A 21,950-nucleotide genomic window follows, 5' to 3' on the forward strand; every position below is an offset into this window, starting at 1 on the left:
TAGTGTGTTTACGCGTTTTGTTTTACCCTATCGGCAATATTTATTATCAGGGAAAAATTATGAAACGTGTATACGCGCTTGCTTTAGCGTCAATGCTAGTTGTTGCACCACAGGCACAGGCAGAAGGTTGGCTAGATTCAATCAAAGACTTTTTAGGATTGGCCGCTGAAGGCGACGAAGTGACAGGCCCAACAATTGAAGGAATGATGGCCTCAGTTGAAGATGCAACGGGTATGACTTCTGAACAAGTGAAGGGAAGTTTAGCGGCGCTATTTAGCTATGCTGAAAAAAATATCTCAGCAGAGCAAATCAACACGCTTAAATCGAACCTGCCTAATTTAGACAGCCTGCTTGCGGCGGCACCTGATGTGAGTGAGATGAGCAGTAAAGGCTCTCTTGGTGGCTTGCTGGATAAGGCGGCTGGATACAGCGAATCTTTTTCTAATATGAACGAATTGAAAAAGCAATTCGACTCACTAGGTCTCGATACTCAGCAAATTGCGCAAATTGTTGAAAGCGTTAAGACTTACCTTGATACGGAAGAGGGGCAAGAGCTCAAGACCGTGCTAATGGATGGGTTATCATCGTTTAAGGCATAATAAGCTAGCGCTTGCGCAAAGGTAAGCACTATCTAGCGCGTGCACAGCTATGCGCGCTCTAGTAGGTTTTAAAAAGAACGAGCGTAATGCTCGTTTTTTTATTCTTGTAAGACAAGTCATATCAATGACAAACTGTAGCACTGAACAACGAATACAGTAGCTAAATCAATAGCTAAGGTCAGTTCACCTTTCAACGACGAGGGAATGCAATGAATAATGTGCAACTATTTGACCGCGCCGCTTTCGCTTTATTGAAAAATGAGGCTGCAAAAAGCCCGCGTAAACGGGCAAACTTAAATGTACATCAGTCTTACGACGATATAGTGCAGCGCTTATTCATTGCTATGCTTCCCGACTCTTATGTGAGGCCTCACCAGCATATTCAACGCCATAAGTGGGAATTTTTTATGGTAGTTGAAGGGGCCTTAGACCTATTATTTTTTGATGAGCACGGCGCTGTGACCAACCGTATTACCTTGGAAGCAGATGGGGAATGTTCAGGGTTAGAGATTCCGCCGCACACCTGGCATGCCACAGTATGTTTTGAGCCTGTGGTCTTTATGGAAGTAAAGCAAGGCCCTTATGATGTTACCGAAGACAAGGGGTTTGCACCTTGGTCACCCGAAGAGGGCAGTGCAGAGGTTCCTGCATTTTTAGCTAAGCTAAAAAGCGCGAATATTGGCACTGCATTTTAAGGGATAGTTAGAGCGCTGCAGTTGCCCAAATACGATGTTATCTACTTTCCTATTAGGAAAGCAGTTGTTATTGCCAGCAGTGATGGTATGTTTAACTATAAGTGTTAATTAAGCCGCTAACACGCTTGGGCGAATAGGAAAATAAGCTGGTGATTACACCCAGACTTATCGAGCCAGCACAAATACGTTGAGCGGTAATAAAGTACTCGCGTAGTGAGTATTCATAAGATATTTTTTTTAAAGCCAAGTCCAAACCCAAAGATATAAGAGAATTATCATGCAAAACGTTTCACTATCTTATTTTTATAATTTTATCTACTGACCGCACCTGACGCGTGTTGTTCAGGGGCAAGTATTCGCTTCTGGGCATAGGTAAGAACGTTTTGCAAAAGCCCAGAAGGTGTGAACCAACTGGGCTTTTTTAATGCCCTCAATTTTTCGGTAAAAAGAATGAAAGAACTTACATTAGGCGACATCAGAAAACAGCATCGTGTTAAACAAGAAGTGGTGGCCATGGCGCTATCAGTGACTGCATCGGGGGTAAGTAAACTTGAATCTAAGCGCATTCAAGATGTGTCTTTGCAACGAGCGGCTGCGTATTTAGCTGCCGTTGGCGGAAGTTTAACCATAGAGGTGACTTTACCCGATGGCGGAACACTGGATGTTGCGTAAACCGCGACAGAGCACGTGATAACATTTACTATAGTATGATGTTAATTATCTATTTAGGAACTCGTTATGGCTGTTCATGAAATTACGCACCCCCTTATTGCTCATAAATTGGGGCTAATGCGAAACGCTAATGTTAGCAGTAAAGATTTTCGCGAATTGGCGTCAGAAGTAGGTAACCTATTAACTTACGAGGCAACGCGAACGCTACCCACAGAACGCGCGACTATAGAAAGCTGGTCTGGCGACCAAGTTGAGGTAAAGCAGATCAAAGGCAAAAAAATTACTGTGGTACCAATTTTGCGCGCCGGCTTAGGTATGCTGGAAGGGGTGTTAGAGCTTATCCCTAATGCCAAAATAAGTGTGGTAGGACTGTATCGAGACGAAGAAACTCTTCAACCGGTTGCGTACTTCGATAAGGTGGTAAAAAATATTGATGAGCGGACGGCACTTATTGTCGACCCCATGCTGGCCACTGGCGGCACCTTAATTTCTACTATCGATTTGCTCAAAGAAAAAGGGTGTAAAAACATCATGGGGTTATTTCTCGTTGCGGCTCCAGAGGGAATCAAAAGCGTAGTAGATAAGCACCCCGATGTTGATATTTTTACCGCGGCTATCGATGAACGTCTTGATGAGAATGGTTACATATTGCCGGGCTTAGGCGACGCCGGAGATAAAATATTTGGTACCCGGTAGTGCTCATCGGACGTTTCAAACTTTTGTTAAGTTTGCGCAAAAAGTTTAAGTTTTGGTTATGAACTCGTTAATTTGGTAGGGTTAAACGTTTAAGTTAATGTTAGTATTGTGCGAAGCCCTGCTCGATAGGGTGATATAACATTGCCATAGCAGTTATCGATTAAGATTCGCACAGTGAGTGACTTACAATGAAAAAGACCAAGTTAACGCTTAAAGATGTCGCACAACAACTTGGCGTATCAACCGCTACTATTTCAAATGCCTTCAATCGTCCCGATCAATTATCAAAAGGGAAACGAGAAGAAATACTCGCGCAGTGCGAACGCATAGGCTATTCAGGGCCAAACAAGGCCGCACAAATTTTACGTAAGGGTACGTCAAACATTGTTGCACTTGTACTTGCAGACAGCATTGCCTATATGGTGAGTGACCCGGTAGCCAGTACGTTTATAAAAGGCGTATCCACAACGCTTCAGCAACAGGGCAAGCACTTGCTTCTCTACGCGGGTGATTCAAACAGTATTTTAGATGTAGTGGACTTTGTGGATGGATTTATCTGCTACGGCGCACCGCGAAATTATAAACTAGCGCAAGAAATTGCAGCTCAGTCTAAGCCAGCCATTACTGTAGATTTTGATATCGATGATGTGCCTTCTATAAATATCGATAACGAAAACGCGGCGTATGAAGTTGCCAAAGCTGCAATCGATGAAAATGACATTGTAGCCATACTTGGTTTGCGGTTAATTGACTCACCTACCACCTGCAGAATTTACGATAGCCCCTTGATTGATGTGAATAGCTCAATCTCACATCGCCGTTTAGATGGCTATGTGCGCGCTGCGAAAGAGCAGGGCATTGAGATAAACAATGAATGGATTTGGCACCTTCCGGAAAGTGACAGAAGCTACGCCCGACAGGCAGCGAAAGAAGTGCTTATGAGCTCGCCGCGACCGAATACGGTGCTATGTATGAGTGATATCATTGCATTAGAGTTGTTGCACAGCGCGCTAGCGATGGGCATTGATGTGCCAAACGAACTCAAAATCACAGGTTTTGATGGCATTGAGGAAGCGGATAGAGCTAGGCCGCATTTAACAACGGTTTGTCAGTCTAGCGTAGCTAAGGGTGAGGCCGCCGCTAATGCGTTACTCTCTGGTGAGTCACGCAAGCAAATACTGCCCTTTGATTTAAAACTGGGCGAAACCATTCGCAGTTAATCATTCGCAGCTAATTACGATATACCGTGAGCGAATTACAGCTATCTGTAATTCGCTCACGGTATCAGCATGCTCAGGCGTTCCACACCAATGCTTTGAAGTGCTTACGGCACATAGACTCGTAGGTGTCGTTTCCGCCTATTTGAACTTGGTCTCCACCTGTAACAGCGTTGCCCTGTTCATCCAGTCGTACCACAAAATTCGCTTTTCGACCGCAATGACAAACGGTTTTTAGCTCGAACAGCTTATCGGCCCACGCAAGAAGATAATGACTGCCCTCAAAGGTTTCACCCAAGAAATCTGTGCGCAACCCGTAAGCCAACACTGGCACATCAAGCTCATCAACCACTTCGACCAATTGGCGAACCTGCTCTTTAGTTAGAAATTGTGCTTCATCAATAAAAATACAGTCGAGGGGGCATTCTTGTTCGTCTTGCTTAATTGAGGCGAACAAATCATCGTCTTTGCTATAGAGTTTTGCATCAGCCTGCAAGCCAATTCGTGAAGTGACTTTTCCAATGCCGTAACGGTCATCAAGACCTGCAGTATAAATAATTGAGTGCATACCGCGCTCACGGTAGTTATATGCAGATTGGAGAAGAGAAGTGGATTTTCCTGCATTCATTGCAGAATAATAAAAATAAAGTTGTGCCATGGTGATTAATTTTTTTCGTTATACCAGTTTTTCAAATCTTCAAGCTTCATGGGTTTAGCGAAATAGAAACCTTGCAGATAGTCTGTGCCCAGCATTGCTAAATGTTTAAATTGCTGCTCTGTTTCAATGCCTTCAGCTATGGTCTCACAGCCAAATTCTTTCGCCATTAACAGCGTTGCTCGTATTATGGTATCACTCTCTTCGGATGTATTCTTTACAAAAGATCTGTCTATCTTAATAAAGTTAAAAGGCATGGTTTGCAGTCGAAATAGTGACGAGTACCCCGTACCAAAGTCATCAATAGATATCTTCACTCCACGCCTTACCAATCCTTGCAGTCGTTGTGTAACCAGCTCCTCATCGTTGGCAAAAACACTCTCTGTCACTTCTAAAGATAAACGCTGTGGCGCCACTTGTGTGGTTTGCAAAGCATTGTCTAAAATTTTAATAAATTCATCGTCTAACAACTGTGCAATAGAGACATTCACAGATAAACACATGGCGTCGGATGCTGACCAATGAGACAAGTCGATTAGCGCTCGATTAAGCACCCATGCTCCAATTTCCGGCATCATCCCTGAGCGCTCCGCAAGAGGAATAAAGACATCCGGCGTAATATTCTCTCCATCGCAGGACCAGCGCAACAGCGCTTCCACCGAAGACAGTGCGTTAGTATTAACATTGATAATTGGCTGATAGTGCACACATAACTCGTCGTTATCTATGGCGTTACGCAAACGTTCGCACAAGCGTTGCTCTCGCTTTACCTCGTCGTGCAACGCTTCATTAAATACACCTACAGACCCTCTTTGCCTGCGCTTTTGGTCGTACATGGTGAGGTCTGCATGCTGAATTAAATCCATGGCAGTGTGACCATGTTCGGGAAACATTGCGATACCAATGGTGGCATCTAGAGTAATTTGGTTTTTATTGGCCGTAACCGGAATGGCAATACCACTTCGCATTGCGTGGGCAACTGTTTTCGCGATATCCACAGTCACATAAGGCAAAAGCGCGACAAACTCATCACCACCCCATCTTGCAAGGAGGTTGGTTTCACAATATTTGCTGAGCCGTTGCGCTATTTCAGTCAGTACGATATCACCTATTTTATGACCTAAGCTATCATTTACTTGCTTAAAACCATCCAAATCTACAAACAAAACGGCAAAGGTGCCGTCCACTGCCTTTGTTTTCTCAAGCAGTGGGTTCATGTGTTTTAGCAAACCGTTTCTATTGAGGAGGCTTGTAAGTGGGTCGTGATTAGATAAACGAAAAAGATCTTCGGTACGCTTTTGTACCTTCATTTCTAAACTGCCGTTAACGTCATCGAGTCGCTGATTCGTGTTGCGCAAAAGCTGATTCACCCTATCAGTTTGTTGCCGTTCTCGCTTCATTTGCTCTACTAGCATCATGTTCTTAGCTTTGAGTTGAACCGTTTTTATAAAGAAATTGTTGTACCTAAACGCACTCGCAAAAAGGCCAGCCCAAAACACGATGCCGAAAACGCCAAGAACAAAAAATTCATCATTATTAAACAGTGCGCATACAGATATAGGGAGTATTAATACCGTTTCGTAAAAGACCACCAATATCTTGCTGGGCGCTAGAAATGTACTTCCTCCAGCAGCCATATTGGCAATGACCACCATGGTAACGGCGAGTTCAATCATTCCCATTGAGTCGTAGAGAAGGGTAGTATAAAGAGCCCAAATAGTGCCTGTTGCAATTAAACCTACAGAAAAGCGCAGTAGCGCTGGTGTTGGGTTAAATTCGGTGCCCCGAAGTCTTTTGCGCCAGTAGAAGGAATCTACCCATCGAGCAAAAAGTGTTATGGCCATTGCAAACAATAACGAAAGTTTTATTTGCGAAACTGATGAGTCGGTGGGCTGGAAAAAGAATATAAGCCCGGAAAACAAAAACGCTGTTATGACTAGGCCAACGGCAGAGTTTTCCATGAGCATGTTCACCGTATCCCTGTCTACGCTCTCTTTAGGTATATCATCATCGTAAAGATGCAAAGTAGGCGCCTCTTTTCATTGCTACCGTATAGCTACCTCATAGATAGCTAAACTATAAATGCTTACTGTAATAATTTTCATTGTTTTTGGCCAAGTGGAAATCAACACGTCCTAAATATAAACCATTCTCACGGGTTTTCCGCCTCCTCCCTACAATTACTTGTTTATAACAATTAGAAAGCCGAATTCAGATAACACGTTCATCACTTGTTAACACTTTCAACAAATTATTTTTAAAATTTTTTGTAGAAACTAAACCGAAGAGCTAATTTTTAGCCATTTAGACACGATGTACTATGCTTTCATCTGTTGTAAGAGTAAAGCGCGTGGCGCAAGCCCGTATTAAACAAGGCTTTTGCATTCTTTCTTAAACGTTTAAATTTTTCGTTTGTACTAAACGTTTGTCTGTTAGGTCACCATGAATTCTGTAAATTAATTGTATGTTAGACTAATTGATATGCTTATTTCTGAAAATTTTCTTCACAGAATCTTTACAAGATAAATATCTTGGTATACATTCTTAATCGATTAAGCAGCGGGTGCAATCGCTGTGTCATATTAAGTAAGCATTTTGGATATCAAGGCTCTAACACACCGCCGGAGATGACATGAAAAACACACACACACTAAACGCATTGACACTCGCTGTTTGCGCAGCACTTTCTGGAACTGCCTTCGCACAAGAAGCAGCACCGTCAGACGCTGAAAAGAAAGAAAAAGAGAAATATGAACAAATCGTTGTTACTGCCGCGCCTGGTGGCGCAACTATGCAGGAAGCGAGTGTTTCAGTAAGTTCATTTGATGAGAACGACATTATCAAGCTTGCGCCTCGTTCAACAGCTGAAGTGTTCCGTGCACTTCCTGGTATCCGTGCTGAATCTTCTGGCGGTGGCGGTAACGCAAACATCACTATCCGTGGTATTCCTTTAGCAACGGGTGGTTCAAAGTTTTTACAGCTTCACGAAGATGGTCTTCCAGTACTTGAGTACGGCGATATAAACTTCGGTAACGCTGATAACTTTATCCGTTACGATTGGTCTGTTGCTAACGTAGAAGCGATTCGTGGTGGTTCTGCATCAACATTCGCAAGTAACTCACCAGGTGGTGTTATCAACATGATCAGTAATACTGGTGAAGTTGGTGGCGGCGCTATTGGTACTTCATTTGGTGTTGATTACGATGAGTTTCGTTTAGATTTCCGCTACGGTGGCGAAATCAGCGACGACATGTATTACCATATTGCTGGTTTTGCCCGTGGCGGTGAAGGCCCGCGCGATACCGGTTATAACGGCGACCAAGGTGGTCAAATCAAGTTCAACATCACCAAGATGTTAGATAACGGTCACATCCGTTTCTACTACAAAAATCTTGATGATAAAGTGTCTACTTACTTACCTTCACCAGTACTTGTAAAGGGTGATGGCGAGTACGGCCCTGTACCAAACTACGACGCAAGCTCACAGGCGTTGAACTCTGCATTCAATACGAACATTTCTACATTCGACAGCTTCGGCAACCCAGAAAACCGTGACGTACGTGATGGTATCGAGTCTAAGGTGAGCTCTTTTGGTATTGAAGTTGACCTAGAAGTTGCTGATAACTTGTTCCTTCTTAACAAATTCCGTACATCAGATATCTCTGGTGGATTCATTGCCCCGTTTACAGACGGCTTCCCAGCTGGCCCTGGCGATGTATCTAACTTTGCTTCAGCATTGTGTGCAGGCGCCACTGACGGCGACGGAAATGCGCTTAACTGTGACACTACCACAGTCACACTGGCAAATGGCCCTGGTGCGGGTAACGCATACTCTGGTCAAGCATTTACTAACCTACAGTTTGATACGCGAATCAACGATCTTGGTAACATGATCAACGACTTTAGCCTTCGCAAAGAGTTTGATAATGGCGTAGACCTAACGGTGGGTTACTACTACTCAAACCAAGAAATTGCTACTAGCTGGTCTAGCTGGCAGACGTTTATCCAGACACTGGATGGCTCTAACTCTCAAATGCTAAATATCACTAACGGTGATGGCGTTGAGCTAGTGTCTGACGGTTTATTGTCTCCAAGCTTCCTGTCTTGGGAGTGGGACCTAAACTACCAAACTACTGCTCCTTACATGAACGTTGGTTTCGAACTGTCTGACAACATTCTGATTGATGCGTCAGTTCGTTATGACACGGTTGAAGCATCTGGTGAGCTAATCAACTCTTGCTGTGGTGGTAACACAGATTTTGATATCAACGGCAACGGTGTTATTGAGCAAATCGAAGATGCATCGGCAACTAACAGTGGCTTTATCCGCGGTGGTGTAATTAACCTTAACCGCGCAGGCGCAGCATCACAAATCGTTGATTACGATGCGAACAACACGTCTTACTCGGTGGGTGGTTCATACCTTCTTAGCGATAGCCAAACGTTCTTCGCTCGCTACTCTAAGGGCGGCCGCGCAATAGCAGACCGTTTGTTACAAATCGGCGGAACGCTTAACCAAGACGGAAGTCTTACTAGCACTACATCTGGTTTTGATACGACTAAACAGCTTGAAGTGGGTTATAAGTACGGTACTTCAGACCTAATGATTAACGCTACGTTATTCGATACGGTTACCGAAGATACACAAGCGGAAGTAACTAGCGGTCTTACCTTCATGCGTGAGTACGAAGCAACAGGTCTTGAATTTGAAGGTCGTTGGAATGCCACTGATAACTTCGTAATGGCTGGTAACTTAACGTGGACAGATGCGGAAATTAGCAGTGATGTTAACAATGCAGCAATCGTCGGTAATACGCCACGCCGTCAAGCAGACTGGATTTGGACAATTACACCTGAGTACGTAACTGACACTTGGTCTGTAGGTGCGTCACTACAAGGTTCAACTGAATACTACGTGCAAGACAACAACGACCTTAAGCAAGAAGGCTACACGCTAGTTAACTTGTTTGCCACTTACTGGGTGAATGACCAGTTCTCAGTAGCGCTTAACGTTAACAACGCAACGGATGAATTTGTAGTAACTGAAGTTGAAGCAACACCGTTTGGTGAGATTTCAACGGGAGATTTCGTCCGAGGAAGACCACTGAATGGTCGTACAACTGTACTATCTCTTAAGTATATGTTCGACTAAGAGAAGCCATAACATTAACTTGAGTCACTAGTGTTAATAACGTACTCAAATTAATAGCGAAAAAAATGCCTGCTTTATGCAGGCATTTTTGTTTTTGGGGCTCTATACCATTCCGCATAGATACTTACCCACTCAGCGAGACTTAAAATGTTCGTAATCGCGGCGTGTTACCGCAGGTATAGGGTTCTACATCAAGGTGACACAACAAAGAGTACGGACATTTTAAACTCGCCCTTCGGGAAGGCCTGGCAAGCTTCCTAGCTTCATTCTGGGAATTTGGAAGGAAACAGCCATTACTGCATTCCCACGCTTTGCTAGGAAACTTGCCAGTGCCATCTGGGTGGGCAATTATTTATGCGGACTGGTATTAATGATAGTAGAGCTATTCTGTCGCTTTCTCTCGCCTGATAAAAATTGCTCTATAAAAGCAGCTTAATTCACTTAGCACTTTCGGCGTTATCCACTTTGCTAATGGCAAGCTGGTGCTCGATAGCTTTCGATAAGGCTGGCTGAAGGTTGAGATGCTTTTTGTTAATCACATGAATTAAGCTATGTTTTACCAGCGGAATATAATTAAAGCCAAGCTCCTCAAATACGTGTAAATCTGAAAAGTCACTCGGTGCAATGGCATAGCTAAAGCGCTCTGACTTTATTAATTCTACCACGTGATAGAAGTCATCGAACTCATAGAAGTTTGCCGCAAGATCGCTTGGCTGCTTTTCAATGTTATAAAAAAAGCGAGTAGTTACTGCAATACCGGTATCAGGTTTATTAATTATGTCTTTGTTGCAGGGGACATCAGGTACGCACAGTAAAAACGATGCTCCAATTGACAGCTGAGGTGCAATAGCAATCACGTTGCTATTATCTTTAATCACTACGTCATAGCGAATAACATCCGCGTCTGTCATGCCCTCATTAAGTAGTTTTAAGCCTCTCATGCCGCCTACTTTTTCAAAGGTCACACTAATACCTATTTGTTTGTACGCCCTTTCTATAAGGGGCTTATAAAATTTATTAACCTGTGGGTGGTTTATATAGCCAACAACAAAATGGGCTTCATCGTGGTCGGCATATCCAGAGTTGGGAAAGAGTGCGATGGCAGGGCCTAAAAGAGCCAGGCACACTGATATGGCGCTTTTAGCGTAAGTCGTTTTAAAGGCACGTGCGGGCATTTAGTTTCTATGCTTATAAGCTTCATAATGTTAAGTAAGCGTAGAAAACAATCACATAATATTCCATTATTTTAGAAACAACTGTGCAATTGAGCATGTAAATAAAAAAGCCCTGACAAATTGTCAGGGCTTTGTTTGTTAGCGTTTGAATATCCGTTAAATTAACAACTTAAATCAACGCAATAATCAATGATGATGTTTATGCAGCGTTTTTGCCGCCATCAACTGCTTTCAATGTTTGCGACGCTGGCAGTAACTCTAGGTCGAACGTGTATTCATCAACACGTACCGCTAGCTTGCGCTTCTCATTGTAGTCATGCAGTTTTGCTGCTTCTTCAGCGTTAACAACGCCTTTTTCTTGAAGCTTATTAAGCGCATGCTCAAACGAGATAAACGGAACCACTGGCTCTTTGCGAAGCGCTTTTTGCACTTTGCTAAGCAAGTGAGCAACGGCGTGTTTCGCTTTAAACGCTTGCTCGTTAATGTCGTTACCATCACCTGGAATAACACGTACTAGGTGAGTCAACTGATCTTTCACGCTGTTGTCTTGCATAGAAGCAAGTGACAATTCACGTACTAGGTCGTCGCTAATACCCTTGACGCTGTTTGTGTAAGTGTTAGTTAACAAACGCATTAGGCCGCGAGTCGCTGTGTTCGGGAAATTGTTGATAAAGTTAACAATTGCCTGATCAGCCTGCTGTAAAGACCACTGCATCGCGTACTCAAAGTACGGAAGTGCCAGCTTTCTATCTTCGATACGTTGCTCGTAGAAGCGAATTGCCGCCATTGCACCGTATAAGTAGCTCATTACGTCGCCTAAGCGAGCAGACAATAGCTCTGCTTTCTTAAGGTCGCCGCCAAGTACAGCAAGTGACAAATCAGCAAGTGGCGCTAGTTTCGCAGCAATGCTGTTCACGCGCTTTTCATACTGACGTACTTCTGGCAACGCTGACTCAGATTCGCGTAAGAAAGGTAAGTAACCTTTACCTAAACTGCGGAACGCATTTTTAACGCTAAATCCGATAGTTTTGCGAAGTACTTTGTTAAATTCTGCATCAGCCGAACTTTCATTGCTGTGAATTAGGTCAACCATATCTTTAAGGTGTGGGTGACAACGCATTGCACCTTGGCCGAAAATCATAAGGTTACGTGTAAGGATGTTTGCACCCTCAACCGTAATGGCAATAGGTAGCGCTGAATAGCCGCCTGCCAACGTGTTTTGAGGACCACGTTGAATGGCTTTACCAGCCTGCACGTCCATTGCCGAGTTTAATACATCACGACCTAGTTCGGTCATGTGGTATTTGGCAATAGCAGTCACTACAGAAGGTTTAACACCCAGACCTAGGCCTTCAGTGGTAAGCACACGCATAGACTCTAGCAGGAATGTTTTACCCGCGATGTCTGCCATCTTCTCTTGAATACCTTCAAAACGACCGATAGGTAAACCAAACTGTTCACGAACAAAAGAATACTCAACGGTGCCTTTAAACGCTGATTGAGCTGATGCAACGCCCATCGCAGGTAGTGAAATACCGCGACCTGCACCTAAACAGCTCACCAACATCTGCCAACCGCGACCGATGTTCTTTTGACCACCAATAACGAAATCCATTGGGATAAACACATCTTGACCACGAGTCGTACCGTTATAAAAACGAACGCCCATAGGGTCGTGACGGTTTCCAAGTTCTACACCAGGGTGCGACTTTGGAAGTAGGGCACAGGTAATACCGTGCTCAAACTTATCGCCAAGTAGTTGGTCTGGATCGAATACTTTAAAAGCAAGACCAAGAACCGTTGCGATTGGTGCAAGTGTAATATAACGCTTGTCCCAACTTACGCGAAGACCAAGAACTTCTTCACCGTTGTATTCACCCTTTGTCACGATTGCCGCGTCTGGTATCGCACCTGCGTCCGAACCTGCCTCTGGGCTGGTAAGGGCGAAACATGGAATGTCGCGACCGTCAGACAATCTAGGTAACCAATAGTCTTGTTGTGCTGTAGTGCCGTAGTGCATCAGCAGCTCACCCGGACCTAACGAGTTAGGTACCATTACTGTTACCGCAATCGCGCCGCTTTTCGCAGCAATGGTGGCAACAATCGTAGAGTTGGCGTATGGACTAAACTCCAAACCGCCAAACTTCTTAGGGATAATCATTGAGAAGAAACGGTTTTTACCCAAGAAATCGATAATTTCTTGTGGGATATGCTTTTCGTTTCCAAGCTCGAAGTCATCAATCATGCCCAATAGCTCAGCTACTGGACCATCTAAAAATGTTTGCTCATCCGCACTCAGTTTTGCCTGAGGGATATCGCGAAGTGCCTGCATATCAGGTTTACCCTGATAAATTGAAGATTCAATCCACACGTCGCCCGCATCTAGGGCTTCTTGTTCTGTAATTGAAATTGGGGGTAGCACTTTCTTTAAGCTAGTTCTAATACTCATGTTTACTCATCCGCTCATCTGACCAGTTGTTGCTATAGATACTACAACAAATTTACAAAAGATCAAAAAAAATCGTCGATGAAGAAGTTAAAATCCTGTAATGTGCAAAGAAAACAAATAGTTAAGATTTTCGTGTTTTTTAGTGGTCGGGCGAAATATGTGAAAAAAATCGTGCTTAAGTACAAAAATCTGCTTGCGGGTTATGTTAATTCACGTTTAAGCGATACACTTATTGCAGAATTAGAACTCAGGATGTTGTGATGTCTCACAAGTCAAAAAAGCCCTTCTATTTAGCTTTTCCCAAGGCGTCTTTAGTTTTCACGTTATTGGTGATGGCTTTAGCGTTAATTGGAGCTCAAAATCTCTATTTTCGTGGCGATTATAAGGTGTTCTTTGAGGAAAGCGACCCACAGAGAGTGGCGTTTGAGGAGATGCAAAATGTTTTCAATAAAACTGAAAACGTTGCGTTTATGATTGTGCCAAAGAGTAATGATGTCTTTAATCAAGATACGCTTAACCTCGCTTACGATATAACCGAAGCTGCATGGCAACTCCCTCTATCGACAAGAGTCGAGTCGATATCAAATTACCAGCATACATACGACCTTGATGGAGACTTGATAGTCGAGGACCTACTGTTTGAGAAGCTGCAAAATAGTGAAGAGTTAGCTCAAATTGAAAAAGTGGTGGACTCAACCCCTGAGATCTTCGGTAGGCTGGTTTCAAAAAATAAAGAAGCACTGGTCGTAGACACGACAATACAGCTTCCTGAGGGGGATCAAACAAAGGCCGTTATCGAAATTGCAACAGCGGCTAAAGCAATTAAGGCAGAAATGCTCGAGCGGTATCCTGACCATGAAATTTATCTTACGGGAATGGTCATAATGAACGACGCATTTGCCGTCGCAGCGCAGAGTGACGCTGAAACATTGATCCCCGCTATGTTTCTACTTATTTTTGTCTCTATAGCTATTATCGTTCGCTCTGTTTGGTCGGCTGTTTTCACTATGGCAGTTGTTATTGCATCAATAGCCATTACCGTTGGCTTAACTGGCTGGGTTGGCATTTACTTAAGCACCGCCACGGTTAATGCACCCACAATGATTACGACGCTTGCTGTTGCTGACTGTATCCATATCATCGTTGGTGTTAAATATTTTTTGAGTAAGGGGTTTTCGGCACATAACGCTATCGAACAAAGCGTGAAGGTAAATAAAAAGCCTATTTTTATTACAAGCGTAACAACGGCAATTGGATTTCTAATGCTCAACTTCTCTGCCGTACCTGTTTTAGCGCATTTAGGAAATATGACTGCGTTGGGCGTGATGCTCGCCTGCGTATTTTCGTTAACCGTGCTTCCTTCAATGCTTGTTTTAAAACCACTAAGTAGCGGCAGCGCTATTAACAATACATTATTTGTTCGCTGGGGAGCGTTTGTTGTAAAGAATCACAAAGTACTCCTTGTCTTTTCATTAAGTACCATTGTTATTATCAGTGCATTTGCCATGAACAACAGGCTCAATGATGTAGCAGTCAAATATTTTGACGAACGAAGCACGTTTCGACAGGCAGTGGATGTGAATGAGAAAATATTTGGCGGCATGTCTAACATTGATTTCGTGCTATATACCGATACTCCGTATGGCATTACCAAGAACGACTTCCTAAGTGATGTGGCGTTGTTCTCTGAATGGTTGAGTAAACGTGAAGAAGTAAACCACGTTCTTACTTTCACAGATACGTTAAAACGTTTGAATAAGAATATGAATGGGGATGACGAAGCATTCCACGTTATTCCTGGCGACTCTGAATTGGCATCACAGTATTTACTACTTTATGAAATGTCCCTGCCTTTTGGCTTAGACCTAGGTAATCAATTAGATATTGATAAATCGGCCTTGAGAGTCATTGCGGTGATCGAAAATTTGGGCAGTAACGAAATTACTCAACTAGAAAAAGACGCAAAAGCCTTTTTCAATTCTTTGGAAAATAAGTACAGAATTGAGGCTGCAAGTCCACCATTGATGTTTGCTCATATAGGTGAGCGGAATATGAAGAACATGGTATGGGGGAGTGTCCTAGCGTTGGCGTTAATTTCTGGGCTCATATTATTTGCCCTCAGGTCGATAAAATTAGGAGCAGCTAGCCTGGTAACTAACTTGCTTCCTGCTGCCATTGGGTTTGGTGTTTGGGGCATGGTGTCGGGTGAAATTAATATGGCGCTGTCCGTAGTCATCAGTATGACTATGGGGATTATTGTTGATGATACCGTTCACTTTTCATCAAAGTATCAAACCGCTCGAAAAGAGAATAAAAGTGCCCACGAAAGTGTTATTTTTGCATTTAGCTCAGTGGGAATGGCATTGACGACGACTACCATTGTTCTAACCTTAGGGTTTGCGGTGTTGGCCTCGTCTAGTTTCATGCTAAATGCACACATGGGAATTTTAACGATTATTATCATTGTGGCCGCATTAATCGTGGACTTTATTTTCCTCCCCGCTTTATTAGCTTGGATTGGGGACGACAGACAGCCAAAAAGAGAGAGTTATACATGATTTCAATACGTAAAGCCGTTTCGCTGTTTACTATACTTTTAATTGGGGCAACACATGTTGTTGCGTCTGAAACCGATAACGCGACAGCACTGACTATTGCTAAAGAAAGGAAACAAAGGGATATTGGCTGGGGTACCACAGAAGCAAACGTGACTATGGTTTTACGCAATAGTCAGGGGCAGGAAGCGCAGCGTGAACTCAACGTTAAATCGTTGGAGGTTTCTGATGATGGTGATAAAGCACTCACTGTTTTTAATTCTCCACGTGACGTCAAAGGAACTGCATTTCTTAGCTTCTCTCATGCGCTAGAGCCTGACGAACAGTGGATTTACTTACCTGCATTGAAGAGAGTTAAACGAATATCTTCGAGAAATAAAAGTGGCCCATTTGTTGGCAGTGAGTTTGCTTTTGAAGATATGACATCTTATGAAGTAGAAAAATTTTCTTATGAACATCTTGGCGAAGAAGAGGTCAATGGCGAGGTCTGTTTTGTACTAAGACAAACGCCCAATTATGACTACTCAGGCTATACCTCACAAAAGGTGTGGATAGATAAATCCCACTATCGAGTCCAGAAAGTTGAGTTCTATGATAAAAAGAATGCCTTGTTAAAGGTACTGACACCTCAAGAATATAAACTATATAAAGACAAGTTTTGGCGGCCTATGCGAAGTGAGATGCGAAACGTACAAACGCGTAAATCGACATATTTAATAACCGAAGATATCAACTTTGACACCGAGCTGTCAGAAAGTGATTTTGATAAAAATAGGTTGAAAAGAGCGCGATGATCAGAGCTTTCACCTTATATGGAGTGCTAGCACTTGCCAATAATAGTTATGCAGAGATAGAGGTCACTGGCTCCGCTGGATTTGAGCAACGGTACTTCCTTCAAGATGCACTTTATGAGAATCAGGAGCGCACGTACAGTTCAGCATTTTTGATGCCTGAGGTTTACACGCAGTGGAACGACGGAGCCGATACGTTGGTGTTTAAGCCGTTCTATCGCATTGACGAGCATGATGATGAAAGAACCCATGGAGATATAAGAGAATTACAGTGGGCACACTATGCGGATTCTTGGGAAACAAGAGTGGGCATTGGAAAGGTGTTTTGGGGCCAAACTGAGTCTCTTCATCTCGTAGATATTATCAATCAAACTGATTCAGTAGAGAGCTTAGATGGTGAGGTCAAACTTGGCCAGCCTATGGTAAATTTTAACTATTTCTCCGATTACGGTATGTTTTCGATTTACGCATTACCATACTTCAGAGAGCGGACATTTCAGGGAGACAGTGGTCGCCTAAGGCCGCCCGTTGCGATAGGTGACGCATTGTATGAATCTGATGATGAACAACAAAATCTCGACATAGCAATACGGTGGCAATCGTCTATCGCTGATTGGGAGGTTGGCCTGTCCGCATTTTCAGGAACCACTAGAGAACCAGAACTTTTTACTACACCAAATCAAGATGGCGAACTTGTAATTTTTCCTTTTTATGCGCAAATAGATCAATTCGGGATTGATGTGTTAAAAGTATCTGGCGCGTGGCTTTTAAAGTTAGAGTCTATTTACCGAAGCGGGCAGTCAGAAGATTTTGCAGCGGTTGTCACGGGTTTTGAATATACTACACAAGGTATTTGGGGCTCGCGCTACGGTTTAGGTGTTTTAGCCGAATATCAATATGATGAACGAGACGATAATTTTTTCGCTATAGGACAAAACGACTTAATGACAGGTTTGAGAGTTATCGTAAATGATATCGCTGGAACTGAGGTATTGTTTGGTTTTGTGCAAGATTTAGATGAATCGTCAACATATTCCGGCTTTGTTGAGGCATCTAGCCGCTTAACCGCGAATTGGAGTTGGAAATTAAATGGTTATTTCTTCTCAGCTGACGACACGGAAGATCCGTTTTATTTCTTGCGAAGAGACGATCATGTTCAATTTTCACTAGAGTATTATTTTTGAGGTTTAGATGAAGCAGTATTTATGGATAGCAGGTGCACTAGTAGCGGGAGCATTAGTGTGCTTTAAAGCAGAAGCAGCACCTGAAAACTACGGGTTAGTATCTGTAGGGTATACGGACTTTGAATTCGACGGCGGCAGCGATCGTGAAGTCGCCTACAGTGTTGCATATGGTCATAAAATTCACAGACAGTGGTATGCAGAAGCCGGCTACTTGAACCTTTTTGATTATTCCGACGATGGTGCAGAGGCTGAGGGTGAAGCACTTTATTTAGCTGTGCTAGGTAAGGCAAGTAGCACCACGGGCGAATTGTTTTATAAGTTGGGCGTTGCCCGAGTGGACGTGGCAGCTACTATTCCATGTGGCACCGAAACAGCATCTGCGTCTTGTAGTTTTGATAATGGTATCGCTGCTGGTCTTATTGGGCTTGGCTTTGATTATTATGTTTCACAAAATTCGATGGTGCGCTTTGAATATACTTACATCGGCGGGGAAGATAGCTTTTCAACCAATATGCTCAGCTTAGGATTCCGCTACAACTTCAATTGATTGATTTTGCGACCAATCCAAAGATCCCGTGAAAGAGTACTAATTTTATTAAGTTAAGGAAGGTACTTACAATGAAAAACGAATTAGACAGCAAGTTTTTACTTCAAGTGTTCGACAAAATTCGCCAGCATGGCTCGAAAGAGGGCGACGAATACAAGTTGATGGGCATTACAGCGTTTACCGATCACGATGGGTATACGCTGTATATCGAAGACGTTAATGTGAAGCTGCGATTCGGTTTTCATAACCAATACCATTTTGATTACGACTCCAGTGATCACTATGATTCCTTCGAGAAAAAGCTTAAGCAGATAGATAAAACGTACTAAGTACGGTCTACTACGCTTTAAAGCGCGCTGTTTTGGCTACCTTTAGTTAAACTAGTTCAAGGTTAACTATTATCAGTATACCTACGCGCGCTCTCGTATGTTTTGTAAATCCCGTACCCCGTACCCCGTAGCCCACAATAATTCGTTCTGATACACTATATGTCTTCTTATATATTGGAAACAGACCTTGGCTGCGGCAATAAAAGCTCCTAAATTCACCCTCTCTTTTTTTGGTCCACGCTATTGGTTGATATGGCTTGCTGTAGGTTTGCTCTATATCATCACTTGGCTACCGCTGCCTGTCATAAGGGCGATTGGAGCGGGTGCCGGCAAGCTAATTGCGATTATCGTGCCTAAGCGTGCAAAAGTAGCCAGGCGGAACATCGAGCTTTGGAACCCCGCTTTATCGAGCGATGAAGTAGACCGCTTGTACCATGAAAATATTCGCCGTACGGGCATGGCGCTTTTCGAAACAGCCATGGGCTGGTGGTGGCCTACTTGGCGGGTGCAACGAGCATTCGAAATAGAAGGCGCCGAACATATAGAAGCGGCTAAAGCCCAAAGTAAGGGCGTATTTGGTATGGCTCTGCATAATATGAATGTAGAGTTTGCGTGTCGTGGTATCGGCTATTCATATCCTAGCGTGGCTTTTTACCGTAAACACAACAATCCTCTTATAGACTATCTTCAATATCATGGTCGCAATCAGTCGAACAAATACATGATTGATAAACGCAATGCGAAAGCGTTGCTAGCTGCAATGGACGACAAAGAGCTTTGCCTTTATTTACCGGACCAAGACTATGGGCCGAAGCAAAGTATTTTTGTCCCATTTGGTGGGGTTAAAGACACGGCTACAACAACTGCAACCTTGATGTTTATTCGTCGCTCTGAGAGCGTTCCCATGCTAATTACTTCGCAATATACAAAGCGTGGATATAAAATTAAAGTCTTCCCACCGTTACTCGGCCTTGGTGAAATGGAAGATCATGCAGCGTTAACGTTGCTCAATGAGCATATTGATAAAGCGATAAAAGAGCAGCCTGAAAGTTACCTATGGATGCACAAAAGATTTAAAACGAGGCCGTCTAAAACGTCTCCATCGCTCTATTAGTAAGAAAGAACGAAGGCAATAGCAGCAAAAAAGTTCAAGGTAAGAACATTACGTTGAGCCGGTACTACATAGCGGCTTTCACTTAAAGAACAACAGTTAGGTATAAAGTTTCATGGGGCAACAAAGCTACTCAAGTACATCTTTTTGGGCGAAACAAATCATACTGGCAGTAGTGCTAGTTGTCGCCGCTGGCGTACTCATCTATTTCCTTGAGGTTAAAGAGACGGCTCCTGTGCCCGAAAGTCAAAAGGAAGAAAAGTCAGTTTCAAAAGGCCTCAGTGAGTTTTACCGTGAGTTTAGAATGTCTGCAACCGATCCTTTGAAAGAGGAGCAGGGCGATTTTGTGCTAGATATTGCTGGGGTGGATCCAAACCTTGATAGCAAACTGGAAAAAATGGCGAGCAAAACCCGTCCAGTAGAGTCGAATTGGACTGGTGAGCATAAATTCCGTACGTTTCAAGAAGGGAATACGCTACGTGAGGCTATTTCTCAGTACGCTCAGGACGAGGGAATGCAGCTAATATGGAACTTAGAGCAAGACTTTGTGATAAAGCATCAGTTTCAGTTAGACAATACTGTATCGGGGTCGTTAGCGAGTATAGCGAGTGCAATAGACAGCAGTTTTGAGGGGGAAGTGAAAGCGTATCTGTGCGCAGAGCAGCGTTCTTTAGTAGTGACAGCACAAGAAACTAAGCTACTTAAAAATCAATGTGAGCGCGTGAATTAGGCTTTTTTGCCCACGGGCGAACAACACGTTGTGGCTTTTCAAAATATCGTCATACCAAGTACTGTTCAGAGTTTCTAATACACTTTGCTTGTCGTATTTGTATACTACATTACGTTAGTTGAGATTGTGGCTCTATGCTCATATGTGCCGCGCTGCTGATACGATTTCTCCCTTGGCGTTTTGCTTCATAAAGCGCTTGGTCTGCTCTTTCAAGCGTATCGTGCCAGCTTGAGTCGAGTGGTGTTGATAAAGCAATTCCCACGCTCACAGTAAGCGTTATTTGTGACGTATCAATATTTATTTTTGATTGAAGTATTCTCAATCGTATTCTTTCTGCAATTTCAGTTATCTCTTGTTCATCCGTATCGCTTATAAGTACTGCAAATTCTTCCCCACCTAATCTAAAGTTATTGTCGTAACCCCGAATGACTTCTTTCGCTAGCTGAGTAACTTTCTTTAGTGCTGCATCGCCAGCACAATGGCCGAACTTATCATTGATGCGCTTAAAGTGGTCTATGTCGATAATGACAAAACCTAGGTGTGTTTTTTCTCTTGCACTTCTCTCATATTCACGAGTAGCTATTGAGTCCAACGCTTTGCGATTAAGCCAACCTGTTAAGTAGTCGGTTACCGATGCCCTGCGAAGTTTGAGCTCTTTTTTCCACGTAATGATGAAGGTAAAGCAAATGGTTAATAAGAACAGGAAAGTAATGACTGCAAGGGTCCCTGAGGTTTGCATAAACTGATCGCCAATTAGTGTGAGGTTTTCAGAGCCAAATAACGTTATTCCGCCTCGAACCGCAAGTTGCATAATAAATAAAAACAAAACAGCCATTAAACCCCAATACACTCTTCCAATATCCGCAGGCCTATGTTTAAAAAGGGCGATGAGTGTTGATACGTTAAGCGCAATGATTATTGGGTAGAACGTGATAATTCGGGTAGTAACTGATTCCGTCATACCAGGAATGAAGTGAAGTAAAATGACGGCTATAATCGCGCCAAACACTAAACGCCAAACCGAGCGTTTATAAACACAACGATAAACACCGCTAAATATCGTCGCATGGCCGGCGATATAAAATGCATTGCCTAGTGCAAGGGAGAGTTGAATAGGCACTTGATAGAAGGTAATGAAGATAGCGACGATATTAGAAAGAAGAAAGAACGTGCCCGATGCCATCCAATCCAGAAGATAGCGCTCCTCTCGGTTTACAAAATACATCGCTGCCATAGTGAGTGTCATCACTAAGCTTACTAACAGCGTGCAGACAATCAGTGTCGTCGTATCCATTTTTCAATTCCATTTGAGTTATGGTGGTTTATCTAATACAAGCGTTTTGCTTGTGCACTCCATTTTTGAAAAGCGTATTCTGTAATTGCCTAGCATTTA

18 protein-coding genes are annotated in these 21,950 nt (G+C 43.2%); 13 read left to right on the forward strand and 5 right to left on the reverse strand.

Translation table 11 applies throughout. The features are described 5' to 3' along the window. The first annotated feature begins 59 nt into the window (after positions 1–59). From GTQ48_RS01740 to GTQ48_RS01760, 5 genes are all read left to right on the forward strand, one after another. On the forward strand, positions 60–599 hold the full coding sequence (locus GTQ48_RS01740; protein WP_163104823.1) for a DUF2780 domain-containing protein: 540 nt from the start codon (positions 60–62) through the stop codon (positions 597–599). 209 nt (positions 600–808) lie between these two features. After that, positions 809–1,294 (forward strand): WbuC family cupin fold metalloprotein, encoded by a 486-nt coding sequence (locus tag GTQ48_RS01745; RefSeq protein ID WP_163104824.1) that lies wholly within the window; start codon positions 809–811, stop codon positions 1,292–1,294. Positions 1,295–1,744: 450 nt separating this feature from the next. Further along, entirely contained in the window at positions 1,745–1,966 is a 222-nt protein-coding gene (locus tag GTQ48_RS01750; protein WP_032097192.1) for a helix-turn-helix domain-containing protein, read from the forward strand. A gap of 66 nt (positions 1,967–2,032) precedes the next feature. Next, positions 2,033–2,662 (forward strand): uracil phosphoribosyltransferase, encoded by a 630-nt coding sequence (gene upp, locus GTQ48_RS01755; protein WP_032097191.1) that lies wholly within the window; start codon positions 2,033–2,035, stop codon positions 2,660–2,662. 188 nt (positions 2,663–2,850) lie between these two features. Next, a complete protein-coding gene (locus GTQ48_RS01760; RefSeq protein ID WP_032097190.1) occupies positions 2,851–3,882 on the forward strand; it encodes a LacI family DNA-binding transcriptional regulator in 1,032 nt (343 codons plus the stop codon). 73 nt (positions 3,883–3,955) lie between these two features. Here the strand turns inward: GTQ48_RS01760 and GTQ48_RS01765 are convergent, their stop codons facing one another. Both GTQ48_RS01765 and GTQ48_RS01770 read right to left on the reverse strand, forming a co-directional pair. Beyond that, the gene (locus GTQ48_RS01765) at positions 3,956–4,537 is read right to left on the reverse strand and encodes a thymidine kinase (RefSeq protein WP_163104825.1); all 582 of its coding nucleotides are present in this window, start codon (positions 4,535–4,537) and stop codon (positions 3,956–3,958) included. 5 nt (positions 4,538–4,542) lie between these two features. After that, positions 4,543–6,558 (reverse strand): putative bifunctional diguanylate cyclase/phosphodiesterase, encoded by a 2,016-nt coding sequence (locus GTQ48_RS01770; protein WP_163104826.1) that lies wholly within the window; start codon positions 6,556–6,558, stop codon positions 4,543–4,545. 608 nt (positions 6,559–7,166) lie between these two features. On the opposite strand from GTQ48_RS01770, the gene GTQ48_RS01775 reads away from it, so the two are divergent. After that, positions 7,167–9,686: a TonB-dependent receptor domain-containing protein gene (locus GTQ48_RS01775; RefSeq protein ID WP_163104828.1), complete on the forward strand. Its 2,520-nt coding sequence runs from the start codon at positions 7,167–7,169 to the stop codon at positions 9,684–9,686. Positions 9,687–10,123: 437 nt separating this feature from the next. Here the strand turns inward: GTQ48_RS01775 and GTQ48_RS01780 are convergent, their stop codons facing one another. Then, on the reverse strand, positions 10,124–10,861 hold the full coding sequence (locus tag GTQ48_RS01780; RefSeq protein WP_163104830.1) for a hypothetical protein: 738 nt from the start codon (positions 10,859–10,861) through the stop codon (positions 10,124–10,126). Positions 10,862–11,060: 199 nt separating this feature from the next. Further along, positions 11,061–13,310 carry an acyl-CoA dehydrogenase gene (locus GTQ48_RS01785; RefSeq protein WP_163104832.1) on the reverse strand — a complete coding sequence of 750 codons (2,250 nt, stop codon included), beginning with the start codon at positions 13,308–13,310 and terminating at the stop codon, positions 11,061–11,063. Positions 13,311–13,570: 260 nt separating this feature from the next. Here GTQ48_RS01785 and GTQ48_RS01790 point away from each other — a divergent pair, with 260 nt between their 5' ends. The 7 genes from GTQ48_RS01790 (at position 13,571) to GTQ48_RS01820 (ending at position 20,557) form a co-directional block, all read left to right on the forward strand. Then, positions 13,571–15,868 carry an efflux RND transporter permease subunit gene (locus GTQ48_RS01790; RefSeq protein ID WP_163104834.1) on the forward strand — a complete coding sequence of 766 codons (2,298 nt, stop codon included), beginning with the start codon at positions 13,571–13,573 and terminating at the stop codon, positions 15,866–15,868. Continuing rightward, positions 15,865–16,659 (forward strand): outer membrane lipoprotein-sorting protein, encoded by a 795-nt coding sequence (locus tag GTQ48_RS01795; protein ID WP_163104836.1) that lies wholly within the window; start codon positions 15,865–15,867, stop codon positions 16,657–16,659. The genes GTQ48_RS01790 and GTQ48_RS01795 overlap by 4 nt, the downstream gene beginning before the upstream one ends. Beyond that, positions 16,656–17,840 carry a hypothetical protein gene (locus GTQ48_RS01800; RefSeq protein ID WP_163104838.1) on the forward strand — a complete coding sequence of 395 codons (1,185 nt, stop codon included), beginning with the start codon at positions 16,656–16,658 and terminating at the stop codon, positions 17,838–17,840. Before GTQ48_RS01795 ends, GTQ48_RS01800 begins: the two co-directional genes overlap by 4 nt. 7 nt (positions 17,841–17,847) lie before the next feature. Continuing rightward, on the forward strand, positions 17,848–18,387 hold the full coding sequence (locus GTQ48_RS01805) for an outer membrane beta-barrel protein (protein WP_163104840.1): 540 nt from the start codon (positions 17,848–17,850) through the stop codon (positions 18,385–18,387). Between the two features lie 71 nt (positions 18,388–18,458). Next, complete coding sequence (locus GTQ48_RS01810; protein ID WP_032097183.1) at positions 18,459–18,716, forward strand: DUF3081 domain-containing protein; 258 nt, start codon at positions 18,459–18,461, stop codon at positions 18,714–18,716. A gap of 187 nt (positions 18,717–18,903) precedes the next feature. After that, positions 18,904–19,830 (forward strand): LpxL/LpxP family Kdo(2)-lipid IV(A) lauroyl/palmitoleoyl acyltransferase, encoded by a 927-nt coding sequence (lpxL, locus tag GTQ48_RS01815; RefSeq protein ID WP_163104842.1) that lies wholly within the window; start codon positions 18,904–18,906, stop codon positions 19,828–19,830. Positions 19,831–19,942: 112 nt separating this feature from the next. Next, entirely contained in the window at positions 19,943–20,557 is a 615-nt protein-coding gene (locus tag GTQ48_RS01820; RefSeq protein ID WP_163104844.1) for a TcpQ domain-containing protein, read from the forward strand. A gap of 109 nt (positions 20,558–20,666) precedes the next feature. Here the strand turns inward: GTQ48_RS01820 and GTQ48_RS01825 are convergent, their stop codons facing one another. Continuing rightward, the gene (locus GTQ48_RS01825) at positions 20,667–21,851 is read right to left on the reverse strand and encodes a GGDEF domain-containing protein (RefSeq protein WP_163104846.1); all 1,185 of its coding nucleotides are present in this window, start codon (positions 21,849–21,851) and stop codon (positions 20,667–20,669) included. Positions 21,852–21,950: the final 99 nt, after the last annotated feature.

It is taken from the genome of Alteromonas genovensis (assembly GCF_010500895.1).
Lineage (GTDB): Bacteria > Pseudomonadota > Gammaproteobacteria > Enterobacterales > Alteromonadaceae > Alteromonas > Alteromonas genovensis.

Excerpts from the sequence above, each read along its gene's own strand:
- GTQ48_RS01740 (WP_163104823.1), top strand. The coding sequence starts at position 60 with ATGAAACGTGTATACGCGCTTGCTTTAGCGTCAATGCTAGTTGTTGCA.
- GTQ48_RS01745 (WP_163104824.1), top strand. The coding sequence starts at position 809 with ATGAATAATGTGCAACTATTTGACCGCGCCGCTTTCGCTTTATTGAAA.
- GTQ48_RS01750 (WP_032097192.1), top strand. The coding sequence starts at position 1,745 with ATGAAAGAACTTACATTAGGCGACATCAGAAAACAGCATCGTGTTAAA.
- upp (WP_032097191.1), top strand. The coding sequence starts at position 2,033 with ATGGCTGTTCATGAAATTACGCACCCCCTTATTGCTCATAAATTGGGG.
- GTQ48_RS01760 (WP_032097190.1), top strand. The coding sequence starts at position 2,851 with ATGAAAAAGACCAAGTTAACGCTTAAAGATGTCGCACAACAACTTGGC.
- GTQ48_RS01765 (WP_163104825.1), bottom strand. The coding sequence starts at position 4,537 with ATGGCACAACTTTATTTTTATTATTCTGCAATGAATGCAGGAAAATCC.
- GTQ48_RS01775 (WP_163104828.1), top strand. The coding sequence starts at position 7,167 with ATGAAAAACACACACACACTAAACGCATTGACACTCGCTGTTTGCGCA.
- GTQ48_RS01780 (WP_163104830.1), bottom strand. The coding sequence starts at position 10,861 with ATGCCCGCACGTGCCTTTAAAACGACTTACGCTAAAAGCGCCATATCA.
- GTQ48_RS01785 (WP_163104832.1), bottom strand. The coding sequence starts at position 13,310 with ATGAGTATTAGAACTAGCTTAAAGAAAGTGCTACCCCCAATTTCAATT.
- GTQ48_RS01790 (WP_163104834.1), top strand. The coding sequence starts at position 13,571 with ATGTCTCACAAGTCAAAAAAGCCCTTCTATTTAGCTTTTCCCAAGGCG.
- GTQ48_RS01795 (WP_163104836.1), top strand. The coding sequence starts at position 15,865 with ATGATTTCAATACGTAAAGCCGTTTCGCTGTTTACTATACTTTTAATT.
- GTQ48_RS01800 (WP_163104838.1), top strand. The coding sequence starts at position 16,656 with ATGATCAGAGCTTTCACCTTATATGGAGTGCTAGCACTTGCCAATAAT.
- GTQ48_RS01805 (WP_163104840.1), top strand. The coding sequence starts at position 17,848 with ATGAAGCAGTATTTATGGATAGCAGGTGCACTAGTAGCGGGAGCATTA.
- GTQ48_RS01810 (WP_032097183.1), top strand. The coding sequence starts at position 18,459 with ATGAAAAACGAATTAGACAGCAAGTTTTTACTTCAAGTGTTCGACAAA.
- GTQ48_RS01820 (WP_163104844.1), top strand. The coding sequence starts at position 19,943 with ATGGGGCAACAAAGCTACTCAAGTACATCTTTTTGGGCGAAACAAATC.
- GTQ48_RS01825 (WP_163104846.1), bottom strand. The coding sequence starts at position 21,851 with ATGGATACGACGACACTGATTGTCTGCACGCTGTTAGTAAGCTTAGTG.